13 protein-coding genes, 1 tRNA gene and 1 pseudogene are annotated in these 16,645 nt (G+C 60.2%); 5 read left to right on the forward strand and 10 right to left on the reverse strand.

The features are described 5' to 3' along the window. Positions 1–178 precede the first annotated feature (178 nt). From AB1555_11330 to AB1555_11375, 10 genes and pseudogenes are all read right to left on the reverse strand, one after another. Positions 179–1,135, reverse strand: a complete 957-nt coding sequence (locus AB1555_11330; protein ID MEW6247286.1) for an ATP-binding protein — start codon at positions 1,133–1,135, stop codon at positions 179–181. Between the two features lie 129 nt (positions 1,136–1,264). Then, positions 1,265–2,845: a type I restriction enzyme endonuclease domain-containing protein gene (locus AB1555_11335; protein ID MEW6247287.1), complete on the reverse strand. Its 1,581-nt coding sequence runs from the start codon at positions 2,843–2,845 to the stop codon at positions 1,265–1,267. A 24-nt stretch (positions 2,846–2,869) separates the two neighbouring features. After that, entirely contained in the window at positions 2,870–4,675 is a 1,806-nt protein-coding gene (locus AB1555_11340) for a type I restriction endonuclease (GenBank protein MEW6247288.1), read from the reverse strand. After that, positions 4,672–5,619, reverse strand: a complete 948-nt coding sequence (locus AB1555_11345) for a nucleotidyl transferase AbiEii/AbiGii toxin family protein (protein MEW6247289.1) — start codon at positions 5,617–5,619, stop codon at positions 4,672–4,674. Before AB1555_11345 ends, AB1555_11340 begins: the two co-directional genes overlap by 4 nt. Beyond that, positions 5,547–6,347 (reverse strand): type IV toxin-antitoxin system AbiEi family antitoxin domain-containing protein, encoded by an 801-nt coding sequence (locus AB1555_11350; GenBank protein MEW6247290.1) that lies wholly within the window; start codon positions 6,345–6,347, stop codon positions 5,547–5,549. Before AB1555_11350 ends, AB1555_11345 begins: the two co-directional genes overlap by 73 nt. Before the next feature lie 547 nt (positions 6,348–6,894). After that, complete coding sequence (locus AB1555_11355; GenBank protein ID MEW6247291.1) at positions 6,895–7,602, reverse strand: restriction endonuclease subunit S; 708 nt, start codon at positions 7,600–7,602, stop codon at positions 6,895–6,897. Beyond that, positions 7,599–9,744 (reverse strand): annotated as a pseudogene (locus tag AB1555_11360) (N-6 DNA methylase). The gene AB1555_11355 and the pseudogene AB1555_11360 overlap by 4 nt, the downstream one beginning before the upstream one ends. Positions 9,745–9,756: 12 nt before the next feature. After that, positions 9,757–9,900 carry a hypothetical protein gene (locus AB1555_11365; protein MEW6247292.1) on the reverse strand — a complete coding sequence of 48 codons (144 nt, stop codon included), beginning with the start codon at positions 9,898–9,900 and terminating at the stop codon, positions 9,757–9,759. Between the two features lie 627 nt (positions 9,901–10,527). Next, positions 10,528–10,614, reverse strand: a tRNA-Leu gene (locus AB1555_11370). 43 nt (positions 10,615–10,657) lie between these two features. Next, positions 10,658–12,142 carry an AAA domain-containing protein gene (locus tag AB1555_11375; protein ID MEW6247293.1) on the reverse strand — a complete coding sequence of 495 codons (1,485 nt, stop codon included), beginning with the start codon at positions 12,140–12,142 and terminating at the stop codon, positions 10,658–10,660. A 236-nt stretch (positions 12,143–12,378) separates the two neighbouring features. Here AB1555_11375 and rplI point away from each other — a divergent pair, with 236 nt between their 5' ends. From rplI to AB1555_11400, 5 genes are all read left to right on the forward strand, one after another. Further along, a complete protein-coding gene (rplI, locus tag AB1555_11380; protein MEW6247294.1) occupies positions 12,379–12,849 on the forward strand; it encodes a 50S ribosomal protein L9 in 471 nt (156 codons plus the stop codon). 99 nt (positions 12,850–12,948) lie between these two features. Further along, positions 12,949–14,205 (forward strand): serine hydroxymethyltransferase, encoded by a 1,257-nt coding sequence (gene glyA, locus AB1555_11385; protein MEW6247295.1) that lies wholly within the window; start codon positions 12,949–12,951, stop codon positions 14,203–14,205. A gap of 15 nt (positions 14,206–14,220) precedes the next feature. Further along, positions 14,221–14,685 (forward strand): transcriptional regulator NrdR, encoded by a 465-nt coding sequence (gene nrdR, locus AB1555_11390; GenBank protein ID MEW6247296.1) that lies wholly within the window; start codon positions 14,221–14,223, stop codon positions 14,683–14,685. Between the two features lie 150 nt (positions 14,686–14,835). Then, positions 14,836–15,957, forward strand: a complete 1,122-nt coding sequence (locus tag AB1555_11395) for a sensor histidine kinase (protein MEW6247297.1) — start codon at positions 14,836–14,838, stop codon at positions 15,955–15,957. Beyond that, positions 15,944–16,615 carry a response regulator transcription factor gene (locus AB1555_11400; protein MEW6247298.1) on the forward strand — a complete coding sequence of 224 codons (672 nt, stop codon included), beginning with the start codon at positions 15,944–15,946 and terminating at the stop codon, positions 16,613–16,615. The genes AB1555_11395 and AB1555_11400 overlap by 14 nt, the downstream gene beginning before the upstream one ends. Positions 16,616–16,645: the final 30 nt, after the last annotated feature.

Genomic DNA, 16,645 nt, shown 5'->3' on the forward strand with positions numbered 1-16,645 from the left:
GCGCTCGCGCAGGGCGAGCTTGTACCAGGGCGCCACGCATCACCGCTTCTCCGGCCATGAAGCAAGCCACGCGCGCTGCGTCGGTCGCGTGTGTCCACCGGCCCGGCTCCTGTGGCCGGGAGTGTACGCTCTGGGGCTCGGGGATTCAATGAAAGGTTCGTGACGCCTTTGCTCACCCTCAGACGTTTACGGAAGGTATCTCTCCCAGCATGACTTGCCCAGACTGCGGGGGCATGTCATCTGCATAGGTCTTCCAGAACAGAATGGGTTCCCTCATCTCATTCCTATCGATGCGATTTGTATCTACGATGATCACAAAGTCTCGATCTTTTCCGTTGGTAAGCTCCCATTCATCTTCTGGGAAAATGACACGCCCGATCGCGGTCAATGGATTCTCGAACCATTGATTCCCAAACAAACGGGAAGGGATTTCGACGCCGTGTTGCTTATCAAAACCCTTCACGGCTTTGGATACTGTCCTTGGCACGGTGAAAACTGCCTTGATGTCATGAGCTGACACTGACCCCTTATTAAGAAGTGAGATGCTCAGGGCGTATTCGCATACGGTTCCTTCTCGACCTATGAATCTTCGTAAGAAGGTGGGGACGATAAGGGGATGTTTCACGCGATTCATGACATCCCGGATCTCATGGTCTTCCATCGGAACAGATTCAAAATTGAACCGCTTGTAGTACCTCTTGTCTCCCGCCTGATGAGCCGTCTGCCCCTGTGGAACGCCTACAACATATGCGACCTTCCCGGGAGCGGAAGTGGTGAGTGGTACCGGATTGATATGGAGTCCAGTCAATCGTGGACGGACCCGTCCGTTGATCACTTGCTCAAGCCACTCCTTTGTAATCTGCGACGGATCGATCCCATCCAACCTCCGGGGCACATACCCTTCTTCCACCATGCCATAGACAATCACGCCGCCAGCACCGTTCGCCAAAGCCGAAACGTCCTTGCTGATTTCATTCTTCGCTCTGTCGTTGGCAGTGAGGGCGTCACCGCTCTTGTATTCGAGATCGATTCTCTCCTCTACTCCATTCTGAATTAGCGAGAGTAGATCCTGCTCCATCCATTCCGATGCGGACTTTTCCATAAGGTCGCCACCTTCTTTGTCGTCCGTGGTCACCGAAATCCTGTGGGCAAGAGCATATATGCCATGCCCCGTTAACAGGCGAAGCATGCCAGCACACCGGTCAAGCAAGGCGCCGCACGGATCGTTGTGGCCCCCCTTTCCCTTGCGGGCGCGGCCATGACACTATGCCGCGAGCAGATCGTACCCGCTCGCGCTCCGCTGCCAGACGTAGTCATAAACACGTCCAGCGACCGCTTCGGTCTCCTCGTCTGTGAACGGAGGACGAGGCAGCGTTTGCCAGAGGTGATCGAGGATAAACACTTTCACCTCGGCCTGGGTGGCGGTGTTCTGCGTCCAGTCGTGCATGGGGCGAAGCAACTCGCGCAAAGACGGGAGCAGGGCCTTGCTTGCCTGCTTGAGTCTCTCACGATCCGCCCTGCTGATATTATCTTTGAACAACAGGTCAAACAGCGCTAATTCGTCGTCGCTGAGCCCCTCCTCCGCAGCACGCCGTTGTTCCGCATCGAGGCTCTGTGCAAGCGCGACGAGCTTCGCAAAGGTCTCTTCAACGGTCACACGATCCTTTTCGCGATTGTAGTCTGCAATGATCTCCTGATACTTTTTATAATAGTCCATCCGCATCGGGTTCCTGGCGAGCATCTGCGCCAGCCTTTTCTCGACCACGTCGCGAATGTCTTGGAGGGCGGCGTGCTTGCGCCGGACCTTGCCGGCAAACTCATCCCGGAGCCTGCCGAAATCGATCCGGCTTAGGTCCACTGTGAGCCCCTCGGCGTGATCTTCGCCGGGTGCCTGAGCCCTGATGGCCTCATTAACGATGCGATGGAGTTCCTTCAACACCTCAGTGACATCCGCGGTGTCGCGCCTCTCCTGCAACTTCTTGTAAATCGCCTCGATGTTGTCGTGGCGTTCCGCGTAGGCGAGGGCACTCGGCTCCATGAGCAATGCCTTGAATCGGGCAAAGACCTGTCGCGCCATAATCTCGAAGCGTCGTTTCACTTCGTCTGAGGTATAGAGTGCACCCACGGCATCCCGCAGTGCTTCGATACGCGCGAACCCGGTTGCACCGTGAAGCCGGCCTGGATCGAACCCCAGTCCTCTGAGATGGTTTTCCGCCGCCTCCAGCGCCTGCGCCAAGAACGCCACCAACTCTTCGATCGGGGCCACGATGGCCTCGCCTCCATCAGCATGCTCCTCGTCACCGACAGCGTACTGCGCCAGCGCTTCGCGCAAGCTCTTGAGCATCCCGTTGTAGTCGACAATGACGCCGCACTCCTTGCTGGGATACACCCGATTGGCGCGGGCGATGGCCTGCATGAGGGTATGAGCCTTCATCGGCTTGTCGATATACAGAGTCCCGAGACATTCCACGTCAAACCCGGTCAGCCACATGGCGCAGACGACGGCGATGCGAAACGGATGCTGGGGGTCTTTGAAGGCGTCATCCACCGCCACCCGCTTGCCGTCGGACGTCTGGAAGCCGGTCTTCATCACGACACGATGCGGGATGATATCGAAGCCCCACTTTTGGAAGTCGCGGACCTCGTTCTGCGCTTCGCTAATGACGATCTCGATGATGGTGCTCTCCATCCACTGAGCCTGCCCGCGCAACGACTCAAGCTTCTTGGCGAGATGCTCCCGCGTGTCAGGGCCGCTGGCAGCGGCCAATTCCGCTTCTGTGATGGGAATCAGGGTCTTGACCTGCGCAAGCTTCGCCTGCCAGCGCGGCTCAATGCGCTGGAACATCCGCGCGCAGGTAATCTTGTCGATTCACACGAGCATTGACTTGCCGGTCTGCCAGCGTGTGCTGCAGTGCTCGACGAAGTCATCAGCCAACTTATCCAGTCGATCGTCAGCCGTGATGACCTCATAGTCCTGCCCGAGGAGGTGCTCCAACAGCGCGGTCTGATCCGGATCAAGCTCTGCCTCCTCGATCTTTGCCGCAATCCGATCGTTCAAATCGAGCCGGGCGATGCCCAGCTTCTCGCCCCGATTCTCGTACACAAGCTTGACCGTGGACTGATCCTCCTCGGACCGTTTGAAGTCATACCGGGAGATGTAATCGCCGAAGATGCGCCTGGTCAGTTCGTCATGCTTGAATAGCGGAGTCCCGGTGAAGCCGATGAACGCGGCGTTGGGCAGAGCGAGCCGCATATTGCGCGCGAACTTCCCAGCCTGGGTTCGGTGCGCCTCGTCCGAGATCACAATGATGTCGTCACGCTCGCTGTAAGGCTCGGTGACAGGTTGGTTGAACTTGTGGATCAGGCTGAAGATGAACCGGTGGTTGCCGCGCAAGAGTTCCTGAAGTTCCTTCCCTGAACTGGCCCGCGGCGTCTTCTCATCTGCCACTCCGCAACAGACGAACGCCCGCCAAATCTGGTCGTCCAGATCCTCCCGATCGGTCATGAGTAGGAAGGTAAAGTTGCCGGGCACGACGCGACGCACCTTTTCGGCGAAGAACGCCATCGAGTAGGACTTCCCGCTCCCCTGGGTGTGCCAGAACACCCCCAACCGCCCGAGATCAGGGTGCGCCCGCTTGACCAAAGGGAGTTCATGGTCTTCGGCATGGTTGGAGGCCACCCGTGAGGCATAGGCCGATTCGGCTGGAGGCCCCTCCGCAGCCTTGAGCAAGTCCGGCTTCGGGATGCGGTACTCGATGACACGCTCTCGAAGGGGAATGGTCCGCTTGAGCTCCTCCTGTCGAAGGACGGACGCAACCGCATTATTCACTCCAAGCAACTGTTGGTTGCGAGCTACAATCTTCCGCGTACCGCCGGGCCGGCTGTCGTCGAACAGAATGAAATTCTCGACGAGGTCGAGCAGCCGCTCCTTGGCCAGCATCCCTTCCAGGAGCGTCTGAGCATCCACGCGACCCTTTTCATTCTCCGAGTTGCGCTTCCACTCGACGAAGTGCTCCCACTTGCTGGTGATCGAGCCATAGCGGGCGCGATCCCCATTGCTCACCACAAGGAACGCGTTATGGTGGAAGGCGTGGGCGATGCTGTGCTCGCTCAGGTAGTCCGTGAGATTGTCGTCGAGCCCGGCGCGAATGGTTCGGTAGACCGCCTTCAGCTCGATGAAGACCAGCGGCAGGCCGTTGACGAAGCACACCAAGTCCGCTCGCCGATTGTAGTGGGGCACCCGCACGCCCTGGATTTTCAACTCGCGTACGGCGAGGAAGCGGTTACTAGCAGCCTGCCGGAAGTCGATCACCTGGGCGTGCGCATGGCGGGTTTCACCGGAAGCCTCGCGCCACTCGACCGGGACGCCACCGCGAATGAAGCCGTAGAACTCCCGGTTGTGCTGCAAGAGCGAGCGCGCGAAGTCGATGCGCCTGAGCCTCTCGATCGCTTGCTCGCGGGCTGATGGCGGCAGGTCGGGATTGAGCCGTTCAAGCGCCGCGCGCAAATCACGCACGAGCACCACATCGCGTTCCGACATGCGCCCCAGCGTGCCCTCCGGTCCGAACGTCTCTTCGTTATAAGCATAGACACTCTCCCAGCCGAGGCGGTCGTGCAGGTAGCCTGCGAACGTTTGCTGGACCAGTCGATCCTCACTGTTGATGTCGGTGATCATCGGCGGACACTCAACTGGTTCGCCATTTGAGCCACGATTCCGAAGGCTCTGTCCAAATCGAACGCCCTAAAGTCTTCGGTTCGTAAAACCGGCCGCAGTTGAGGTTCAACTTGTTGCCTCAGTGCGGACAACCGGCTTGCCGAGACATCGACCGGATCGTTACCGAGGATCTGTATTTTGTCATGCACCAGCGCGACCAGCTCGGTATTGTCCGGCTTCAGGCCCAGGGTCCGAACGGCGTAGTCCAAATCGAAGAAGTCACGCAACGCAGGTTCCCGGCGGGACAAAGCCGCCCGGAACTTTTCGGCAAACGCTTCGATCTTGGAAATGCATCGCACCGGCTTGACGGGAACAAGCTGTTCGCGAGACACAGGATCGAGAAGAATCGTCTTGGCTTGGCCATCGACAGGCGGCAGCACCAGAGGCTCCCGAAGACCCACCTCGATCTTGATCGTCTCGTCTCGTCCCCCAAGGGACGAGGCATACCCGATGACCGCATTATATTGCGTCGAGTTATTCGCGCCAGTCAGCGGTTCGACCACACGCACAAAGGGAAACTGATCCGGAAGCGCGGCGACGAAGTCCTTCAGTCTCTTCGCCCGCGCGCTTCTCGCCGATCGAGGCGCATCCACCGGCATGGGAATGACGAAGTCCAAATCTTCGCTCATGCGATAGAAATCGGCATACACCTTTGCGAGGCAGGTGCCGCCCTTGAACACGAGGCCGTCGTGGGTCGCAGTCAAAGCCTCCAGTAGCACCGTGCAGACATAATCCTTCTCGATCAGACGCTCAGGAAAACCATGGTGCTGGCTGGTGAAACCAAGCGCTTCACGAAACAGCTCGATTGGCGTGAAGAGATCTGGCATGGACATCACATCCGGTCGTTCATCACCACGCCCCAGCGCGGATTCACGGTGCCCCGTTTTGGCTTTCGTGGATTCCATGGGATGGGACTGCTCGTTCGCGTCAGAGCCCGTTCCAGCTTGCGCAACAATTTTTCCTCGACGCCTTCCCGTTCCAGCAGGGCACCCATCCTTCGGATCGTCCCTTTATCGCCGTAGCGCAGGGTGCACGCCACCAACTCCGCCGCGCTGATCCGCCGGGCCTTCAACTCCCGACGAATCCACGCATACCCGCGCGGGATGCCGTTAAAGCGAGACCAGTCATACACGGCATCGACCAACGACCGAACCCGCGAAGAATAGACCGCGGTCTCTCCGTCTGGCGCCGGCACTGTCGTCGTGTCACCAAGCCGCTCATCGGCCACCTTGATCAAGGTCATGTCGACTGCGCCGATTTTCCAGTCCCCCGATATCCGGTTGTTATACGCATACAGTCGGACGGGAACCTGCTCATCAAAACCGTAATAATTGAAAGCATTGGGCCCGGAGAGTTGGTATCGCCCCTTGCGTTCTTTCATCAGTGTGTTCAAGGCCAGCACTTCGTTCGGACTCCATTTGCCGCCGAGCGGCAGTTTTCGTGGCACGAGATACAGCCCGCGTTGAACGCGGGCAATCCACCCGGCTTTGGCCAGCCGACTGAGCAGATTGCGCTCGCGCGGCGCGGACAAATGCAGTGGTCGCACCAATTCACCCGCCCGGACGGTCGTTTGTCCCCGCATCTGAACATACGCAAACAGGAGCCGTTCGATCTCTCCCAAGCCCTTTTTCATGGCTGCACTGTATATATGGGTAAATCGCCTGTCAAGCGACTATCGATGAAATAGTATGCGAGGCCTTAGACAGGCATCTCCCCACTCATCAGGCGCGGCAACAGGAGGTCACGGGCGGCGCGGAGCCGCACGTTCTGAAGCCGATGAATATGAGACTGAGAGAGGAGTGGCTCCGCTAGTTCGTTGAATGTTCCAAGAAGCGCGGACCGTGGAACAAGAATTTCGGCCCGCTCAAAATCACTTGCAACGACAGCCGGATAGGCAGCACCGCGAGCATGGTTCTCCAGGTATCCAACAAAAGCATCTGTGGTCGTCGCTTGGAGCAAGTAGGCCGTCGGAACTGTAGAGGGTGTTAGGACGGCGAACCCTGTTGAGGCGATCAGATTGGGTGCTGGCTGCCAGATGACCGCGTAAGACCTGCGGTTTGGCCGAACGCACGACCAGATGATGTCGCCGTGCTGAACGACTCGGCGCGCACGGCTTGGCGCGTCCCTGAAGTCGTAGCGCGTCGTCTCGTTGATCGAACCCGGCGTGACCGAGGAGATATCTATATACTCGATCTCACCATCAAACGAGGCGGGAAGCGATTCTCTTTGATCTCGGCGACTTCTGCGAGCCGCTTTTCCCCCCACCCCTCCGGCACGCCGTTGATGATGCGGGTGTGTTCGTGGCCGGGGAAGCGGAGGCGGACAAACCACTCGCGATAGAGCTGCCGCGCCGCCTCCTCCAACAGCGCCATCCGCCGCCGGTTGTTCTCGATCAGGTCGTCGTAGGCGGACAGGATGTCGGCGATGCGACGCTGGTCTTCGAGGGAAGGGAACGCAATCTCTACCTTGGCAAGCTTTTCCCGAGGAAGGTGCTTGATCGTCGCACCAGTAAGGAGGGGCGTGAACGCCCCTCGCCTACCCAGATGAAGAAAGGAGTAATATAGGAAGCGATTGTCAAGGCAGTCATGAGGACGAATGCGATGGAGCGCTTTCTGGATCATCATTCCTGGCACAGCGTCTTTCCACAATGCACAGCGCCCCGGTTCTCCACCTTCGCACATGACGATATCGCCGTATTTCAAACCGTACCGGTCCATCTCGTCATGTTCGAACCGCATCTCACGAAGACCTTCCAAATCGAACTCACCCCAGCGCACGTTGATGTTGGCAAGGTAAGGGAGGGATTCTCCTTTGTTTTTCTTTTCGTCCAACATCTTTCCCAAGCGGAAGTCCGCAACTTCAGCTAAAGGTTTCGTCGTCCACTTCATGCCCCTAGTTCCTCGAAGTTCTCCTGAATCTTCGCCGCCAATTCCGCTGCTTCCTTGTTCAGATCGGCCAGTTCGGTGTGAATGTCGCGTAGGGTCTGCTCGAAGTCGAAGTCCTCGTCCTGCTCCGGTGGGGCAACACCCACATAGCGGCCGGGCGTGAGGCTCCAGTCGGCGGCCTCGATCTCCTTGCAATCAACCAACTTGACCAGTCCCGGCACAGCTTGCAACTCAGCCTTGGGAAAGCGGTCCTGAAGTCACACGGTCTGCCGGTGGAAGTAGATGGCGCGCTTCATCTGCTCGACTGCGACCTTGCGCTCTTCATCGAGCTGCTTCACGAGCTTGGCCGCGGCGCGGCGGTCGCAGGACATCCCCTCACCCCGATCCTGTTCCCCGTTGCCGGGGGCGAGGGATACTTCTGAGGCGAGATCGGCGATGCGCGCAGCAAGCTTGTAGAGTAAATCCACCTGCTTGATGAGGTCGTGCAGTGCCACGGCGATGTGATCGAACGCTTGACGCGCGGCGTGCTTCTTCTCGTTCTTGTCCGGCAGCGCCTTGGCGTATCTCTGGCTGAACGCCTGCTGGCCGGCGAGGACCTTCTTCCGGTCGGTCTTGTACAGATTGGCTGCCTCGCGCAGTTCGCCGACTGCATCCGCAAACGCCCGCTTTTTGACTGCTTCGAGCTCAGTATGCGTCGAGATGACCTCGTTGAGCCGGTCGAACCGGCCTTGCAGGTCTCTGAGCCTGGCTTCGAAGGCATCGAGCTTGGCGGGAACCTGGTCGCTTTCCTCGCACAGGTGCCTGAGGTACTCCTTCACCAGTGAGAGAAAGCGCCTGTGCTGGCCTCGGTAAAGCCAGACAATGGCGGCGAGGTTCATCATCTGCTCGGGCGAGAAGTCGTAAATCTTCCGGGTTACTTTCCGGTAGACGTTCCGGGCGTCAAATCATCAGCACCTTGTCCTTGCGGTCGGCGGGCTTGCCCCGGTCGAAGAACCACAGCTCGCAGGGTACGGTGCGGGTGTAGAAGAAATTGGAGCGGATCGAGATCATCACGTCCACATCCCCCGTCTCGACAATCTTTTTCCGCACCTCCTTCTCGCCGTGACCGGCGCTGGACGCTTGGGAAGACATGACGAAGCCGGCGCGGCCCTTGCTGTTCAAATAGCTCCAGAAGTAGGAGATCCAGAGGTAGTTGCCGTTGCTGACCTTCTTCTGCTTATTCACGCCCGGCAGGCCGAAAGGCAGACGCCGGTCACCCTTGATGCGTTCGGCGTCCACCAAATCCACGTTGAAGGGTGGATTGGCCATCACGAAGTCGCATTTGCCGACGAGCGTGAAGGGGTCGTCATAGTACGTGATCGCTTCGCTCGCGATCTTGCCCTCCAGCCCGTGAACCGCGAGATTCATGATTGCCAGATGGGTTGTATCCCGATTCTTCTCATGGCCATAGAAAACGACTTTCTTCGCCGTGTCGCCGCCCTCCTGTTCGATGAAATGGCTCAATTGGACGAACATGCCACCCGAACCGCAGGCTGGGTCGAATACGATACCGTGGTCGGGTTCGATCACATTGACGATCATCTGGACCAGCGAAGGCGGAGTAAAAAACTCCCCGTTATCGTGCGCTTTCTGGACGGAGAACTTGGCAAGGAAGTACTCATAGATGCGGCCAAACACGTCGCCTGACGCCTGCCTGATCTGCTCACTGTTGAATAGCCGCATCAAATCTTCGAGGACCTTGGCTTCGAAGATGCCATAGTCTTTCGGCAACACACCGGCAAGAGGCTGGAATCCGTTTTCGATCGCGGTCATCGCCTCGGTGACGAGCTTCGGCAGGTCGCTACCTCTGGTGGTCGCTTGCTCCATGATCCAGTCGTAGCGGGCCTTCTCAGGCAGGTAGAGCGCACGACGCGCCAGGTAGTCTTCAGGCCGTACCTTACGTTTGGGCATCCTGCCGGCGGCTTGGTCTTCTTCGATTTGCCGGGTTGCCGCTTGGAAGCGGTTCGCCGCATGCCGCAAGAAAATCACACCCAGCACGGGCATGAAGTAATCGCTGGAGGTGAGCTTGGAGTTGGCGCGGAGATTGTCCGCCGCCTCCCAGAGATCGGATTCGAGCTTTTCGATGTCGTTGAAAGTGACGGTCATACTGCGTTCTATCTAGGCTTGGAGGACCATCCTAACCCCTGAGACTTCCTTGTCGGCGTACTCCACCGTGACCAAGTCGAGCCGGCACTCTGTCCCGCCATGAAACGATTCGATCGCGCTGATAATGCTGCGGCGGTCGCGAACCGTCGCCAACATACCGACGCGTGGAAGTGCGGTGACCTGAGGGCGTGCATTCCGGCTACTTCGCGAGTCACTATCGCGCCAAATGACTTCGCCCTGAGCGGCGCTCAGTTTACCGGAAATCGCACGCTGACTCGATACCCCGTTTGAGGAATTACCAGGATTTCTTCGTTCTCGGTCATGCGCCTGGAGTGTAAGAAAAGGCGGACAAGAAAATGGGAGGTTCATACGTCTGAGGGTGAGGAGCGCGAGGGACTCAATTCTCCTGAGAAGACTGTTCCTCAGAAATCAGGAGTTGGGCTTTCGAGGGCCAATAGAAGTTCTGTATCGAAGAACGGTGCCCGGCGGTGGCTCGCGCCGAGCACACGCGTGAAAACGCGAGAATGCTCAGCGGAAGGTTCTATCCAGTCGCCAGGAGCCATGGCAAGGGACCGGGGCGAGCAAGGCACTGTTTAGGATGAGAAAAGCTTCATCCACTGGAGGTGCTTATCCGCCGACGACAATTACGAAAAGGCGATGAAGAGTCGGCGGTACGCGCCACGCCGCCTGGCCACTACAGAAAAGGAAGCTGCCTCAGGTGTTTCCCGTGGGTTCCAGATACGGCACACCGAAAAATAGCCCACGGTAGGAGCGAGCTTTGTTTGGTGCCGAAGCCGGGATTTGAACCCGGACACCCTTGCGGGCGCTAGACCCTGAATCTAGTGCGTCTGCCAGTTCCGCCACTTCGGCACGCTGTCGGGGAGGGGATTATCCCGAATTCGCGGACGCGGCGTCAAGCGGACGACGGCTGCGCTTGCCGTCCCCAGCGAATCATCTCATCCGACGCCGTCCAACAGCCGGCGGCGGCGATGTCGCGGGTATCGCCGCTCAAAATGATGCGCTCGCGGACCAGTCCGGCGGCGGCGAGCAGGAAGGCGCCGGGAATCCAGGGCGCTTCATCGGCCAGCAGCACGTCGAAGCGCACGCGACCGAAGAGCGGATCCGCCACGACGCGCGCGGCGGTCGTGGCGACGAGACGGCGGTTCTGAATAAAGGCCTGGCGGTTGGTGCCTTCTTCCGCCGCCAGCAGTTCCCTGATCTTCTTGGTGCCCCCGAGCCGTTTGACCTCCGCCTTGAGCTCCTCGAACTCGGGCCGGAGGTCTTTCGGCACGGCCGCTTCCGGCGCCAGTTCCTCGATCCGGCGCTTGGCGACGTCGATCTCGCGCCGGAGGCCTTGCGCCTGCTGGTCATAGAGCTTGCGGTATTCGGCCAACGATTCGAGATTTTTCCCGACGGCCTGCATCCCCAGTCGTTTCCAGATCGGGAGCGACTCGTAGGCCGAGACCGTCGCATCGATCTCTTTGATCTTGTCCTGCAATTCGGTGAGCTGCGTCAGCAGGCGCCATTCCAGCAGTTTGACTTCGTCCAGATCCCGCTGCTTCTGCGCCTTGTAGGCCAGGAGCGGACTGAGATCCCGGAAGCGTTCGTATTTTTTGCGCAGCGCCGCCTTGTCGGCCCTCGACTTGGCATAGAACTGGTGCATCTGCGCTTCAAAGCCGAGTTCCTGGAGCGCGATGCCGGCGACCTCGCGTTCGAGCGGCAATTCATACCGGCACAGGTGGCTCCTGTAGGGGAGCCCGGCTCCTTTCATCGCCCTGGCGATCAGGCCGAACACCTGGTCCGCCGCGGCGTGGCTCGGGCTGACGAGGAGCAGGCGTTTGTTCAGGCGGACCAACTCGACCGCCAGCGCGGCGAGTCTCTGCCGGCGGGCGGTCACCTCTTCGGTCCAGATGGTCGTGAGGACGGAGGCGGACGCGGTGGGAAGCGGCGTCTGTCCGTTCGCCGGCTGACCCGGCGCCAGCCAAGGCAACAACCGCTCCGCTGCGCCGAGCGTGTAGGTATCGGCCTTGGCCGCCATGTCGGCCAGGCGGCGAGAGGCGGTCTCGAGAAAGCCCGAGGCATCGGGAACCAGCGTCGCGGAAGACACGACTTGGCCCAAGCCGTCGAATGTCTGCACCAACAGCCGATTCCCGCGATACCCCAGCACGATGCCTTCGGTCGGCTCGGCCTCATCCGGCGGAATAATCGTGACGGGCCAATCTTCAGCCAGGGCCGTGGCCTGGGCGGACTCGAACTCATACAAGGAGAGGTTGCCCGCCGTGGCGCACAACCGGCCGTTCGCGAGGGACACCGGGGCGTCCCATCCCTTGGTCGCGGCTCGCGCCCGTTCCCTCTCGAGCTTGGCAGCAAAGTCGTCGAGCAGTTCCCGGACCTTCATGCGGGCATGTCCCCCTCTGAATCCGCCGTATCTTAATGATGTGCCGACTGACCTGTCCAGGTGGGCCGAGCGGCGAAGATCATGCACCGCGCGCCGTGGTGCGGGCGGCGGCAACGATCGAAAGAGAACATGAGATTTCTACACGCGGCTTGACATCATCACGCGCCATTCGCGAATTGACTTTTCGTCGTCCGGTCAGTATTCTTTTTCTCTTTCCAACAGAAGGAGTTAGGGTCATGAAAGTGATTCTCCAGGAAACGCTCGAAGGGATCGGCCATCTGGGCGACCTGATCGATGTCTCGGACGGATTTGCGCGCAATTATCTCTTGCCGCGCCGGAAGGCGCTCGAGGCGAACAGCCGCAACATCAAGGCCTTTGAACATGCGAAACGCATGATGGCGGAAAAGGCGAAGAAAGAGAGACTGGAGATCGAAGCGTTGGCGAAAAAGATCTCCGCCGTCTCGCTCACCGTCACCGCACAGGTCGGCAAGGACGACAAGATGTTCGGGTCCGTGACCGCGAAAGATCTCGCGGAGGGCTTGGCCGAACAGGGCTTCACCGTCGACCGCCGGAAAATCCAATTGGCCCAGCCGATCAAGGAGCTCGGCACATTCACCGTTCCCGTGAAGCTGCCGCGCGACATCACCGCCAGCGTGACCGTTCAAGTCGTGAAAAAGCAGGAGCCGGAGGCTTCCGCCAAGGAGTAAGCCGGGGACCCGCCCGGGAGCGATTCACCGTGACACACCGGATCACCGAGACAGCCAAGAAAGGGGCGGAGGCGCGACATGAGTGACGCGATCGGTTCGATGGATGCTCTGAAAGTGACGGACCTCGACGTGTACGAGGCCATCCGCGCGGAGGAACAGCGCCAGCGCGAGAAGCTCCTGTTGATCGCGTCGGAAAACTTCGCCAGTCCGGCGGTCTTGGCGGCCCAGGGCTGCCTCATGACCAACAAGTACGCCGAAGGGTATCCCCGCAAGCGCTATTACGGGGGCTGCCAGCACGTGGATACGGTCGAGGAGCTGGCGATCCAGCGGGCGAAGCAAATCTTCGGCGCGGAGCACGTCAACGTGCAGCCTCATTCCGGCTCGCAGGCCAACATGGCCGCCTACCTCGCCGTGCTGAAGCCGGGCGATGCGATCCTCGGGATGGACCTCGCGCAGGGCGGCCATCTCACGCACGGGAGCCGCGTCAATTTTTCCGGCACCCTTTTCCGGGCCTTCTCCTACGGCGTCGATCGCGAGACCGAAACGATCGATTACGACGCGGTTCAGCGAATCGCCGAAGACTGTCGTCCGCGCATGGTGGTGGTGGGGGCCAGCGCCTACGCCCGCACGCTCGATTTCCCCCGCTTCCAGCAGATCGCGCAGTCCGTCGGCGCCTATCTGATGGTCGATATCGCCCACATCGCCGGCCTCATCGCCGCGGGGTTGCATCCCAACCCCGTCCCCTACGCCGACTTCGTGACGACCACGACCCACAAGACCCTGCGCGGGCCGCGCGGCGGCATCGTCATGTGCAAGGCGGAGCACGCCAAGGCCGTGGACAAGATCGTGTTCCCGGGACTGCAGGGCGGCCCGCTGATGCACGTCATCGCCGCCAAGGCGGTGGCCCTGAAAGAAGCGCTGTCGCCCGGTTTCAAGCTGTACCAGCGGCAGGTGCTGGCCAACGCGCGTGCCCTGGCCCAAGGCCTGGTGGACCGCGGGTATCGGATCGTGTCGGGGGGCACGGACACGCACCTCATGCTGGTGAACCTGACGAGCAAAGGCATCACCGGGAAGGAAGCCGAGACCGCGCTGGATGCGGCCGGCATCATCGTCAACAAGAACGCCGTTCCCTACGACGAAAAGCCGCCGGCGGTGGCGAGCGGCATTCGCCTGGGAACACCGATCGTCTCGACCCGAGGGATGCGGGAACGGGAGATGGGCGAGATCGTCTCTTTGATCGACCGGGTGCTCCAACGCCCTCACGACACGCAGGCGCACACCGACGTGCGCGCCCAGGCGAAGGCGTTGTGCGACCGATTCCCCATTTTCTATTCCTACGAATCGTCCCCCGCGTGAGTAGGTTGGCCGCCTGTGAAATGTCCGTTCTGCGACGAGCTTGAAGATAAGGTTGTGGACTCGCGGATGGCGAAAGAGGGCGAGGTTATCCGCCGGCGCCGCGAATGCCTCTCCTGCAAACGCCGTTACACCACGTACGAGCGCGTCGAGGAGAGCCTGCCCGTCGTCGTCAAGAAGGACGGGCGCCGGGAGCCGTTCGATCGATCCAAGATCCTGGCCGGTTTGAAGAAGGCCTGCGAAAAGCGGCCGATCAGCACGGCGATTATCGAGGCGGTCACGGACCGGATCGAAAAACGCATTCAAGAGATGGGCGAGAGCGAGATCCAGAGCCGGACCATCGGCGAAGAGGTCATGAAGGAACTGCATCAACTCGACCAAGTCGCTTACGTCCGCTTCGCGTCGGTGTATCGGGAGTTCAAGGACATCGACCAGTTCATGGATGAACTGAAAGCGCTGGCCCAACAGCGGCGAGACAAGTAGCCCGGCGCCCGTCTCGTTCCGGCACGCCTCTGTTTCACTTTCACGACGCCTGTACCCGGTCAGGGGCGAGTCCCGCTCCCGGCGCCGCGGCCCGCCGCGTGGGATGGAGAGGGTCGCCCGGTTTGACGACCGGCGCCGCCGACACCGAGCATGCCGACCGTGCCTCTCAGACGATCGCGGACGAAACCGATCCGCGGCCCGAAACGCCGCGCCGCCGGAGCCACGCATGTCGCCATCATCGGCGCCGGGCGAGGCGGGACGGCGCTGATGGAGATCTTCGCGACGGACCCGTTGGTGCAAATCGTGGGCGTCGCGGAGATCGATCCCCGTGCGCCCGGCCTCGGCCTGGCCAAGCGATTACGCATCCCCGTCACGCGCGACTATCGCGATTTGCTCGACATGGAACGGGTCGATCTGATCATCGACGTCACGGGCAATCCGGACGTCGAGCGGACGCTGCAGGAGTTTCACCGCATGGGCGTGGCCGTCATCGGCGGAGCCAGCGCCAAGTTCATGTGGCAGCTCATCGAAGCCCGCATTCGGGCGACGGCCGAAATCGAAAAAACCCTCGCGAAGTATCAATCCCTGTACCGGCTCTATGTGAAGGAGGCCGGGGCGGCGGTGACGGAGGAGCGCACGCGCATCGCCTGCGAAATTCATGACGGCCTGGTCCAGAGCCTGGCCGGCGTGAACTTCAAACTCGACCTGTGCCAGGAACTCCTGCGCAAGGACCCGAAAGCCTGTCAGGCGACGCTGCGCGAGACCAAGGCCCAGCTCAAGTTGGCCATTCAGGAAGCCCGCCAGGTGATCTTCAACCTCCGTCCGGTGCACTACGACAAAATGGAGCTGATTCCGGCGCTGACGAATTACCTGAGGTCTTACGAAACGCAGTACCATATCAAGACCGAGTTCGCGCTCAGCGGCGATGAAAATCTCCTCTTTCCGCGGACCAAAATCTTCTTGTTCCGGATCGTGCAGGAAGCGTTGAGCAACGTGCAAAAGCACGCCAAGGCTGGCCGCGTCCAAGTTCGACTGGACATCGGGCTCGACCTGTTGACCGTCACGATCGCGGACGACGGGATCGGGTTCGACATGGAGGCTGTTGCGCGCGATCCGGAGAAGTGGGACCATTTCGGCATCCGCGGCATCGTGGAGCGGGCGCGGCTGGTCGGGGGAGAAGCGAGGATCGACTCGAAGAAAGGACGGGGAACGCAGGTGGTGGTGCGCGTCCCCCTCGTGAAGAAGGAGGCGGCCCGGCATGGAAAAAATTAAGGTGTTGATCGCGGACGACCATCGCGTGGTGCGGGAAGGGCTCGCCGCCATCCTCAAGACGAAAGAGGACATTCAAGTCGTCGGGGAGGCCCAGGACGGGCTCGAGGCGATCGAAAAGGCCCGAGCCTTGCTTCCGGACGTGATCCTGATGGACGTCAGCATGCCCAGGATGGGCGGCGTAGAGGCCACGAGACAGATCAAGCGCGAGTTCCCGCACATGGGAATCGTCGCGCTGACCATGTACGAGGAACAGCAGTACATCTTCGACCTGGTTCGCGCCGGCGCGACCGGCTATCTCCTGAAAGACTCCGAGTCGTCCCAGATCGTGGCGGCCATCCGCGCCATCTATCGCGGAGAGTCGCTGATTCACCCGTCGGTCGCCAGCAAGATCCTCGCGGAGTTCTCATTGATGGCGCAGAAGAAGGGGAAAAAGCCGTCGTGGGTGGAACACGATTTAACGGAACGGGAGATCACCGTGCTGCGGCTCGTCGCGGACGGGAAGACCAATAAAGAGATCGCCAACAGCCTGGACTTGAGCGAAAAAACGGTGAAGAACCACGTGCGGAATATCTTTCACAAGCTCCAAGTCTACGATCGCACACAGGCCGCGATCCTGGCGATCCGGAAGGGGCTCATTGAACTCGAGCCGAGGCCGTGAGGCGCAGACATCTAAAATTCCCCGTGAAAA

The organism is Nitrospirota bacterium (assembly GCA_040755395.1).
In the GTDB taxonomy this organism is placed as follows: Bacteria; Nitrospirota; Nitrospiria; order Nitrospirales; family Nitrospiraceae; genus DATLZU01.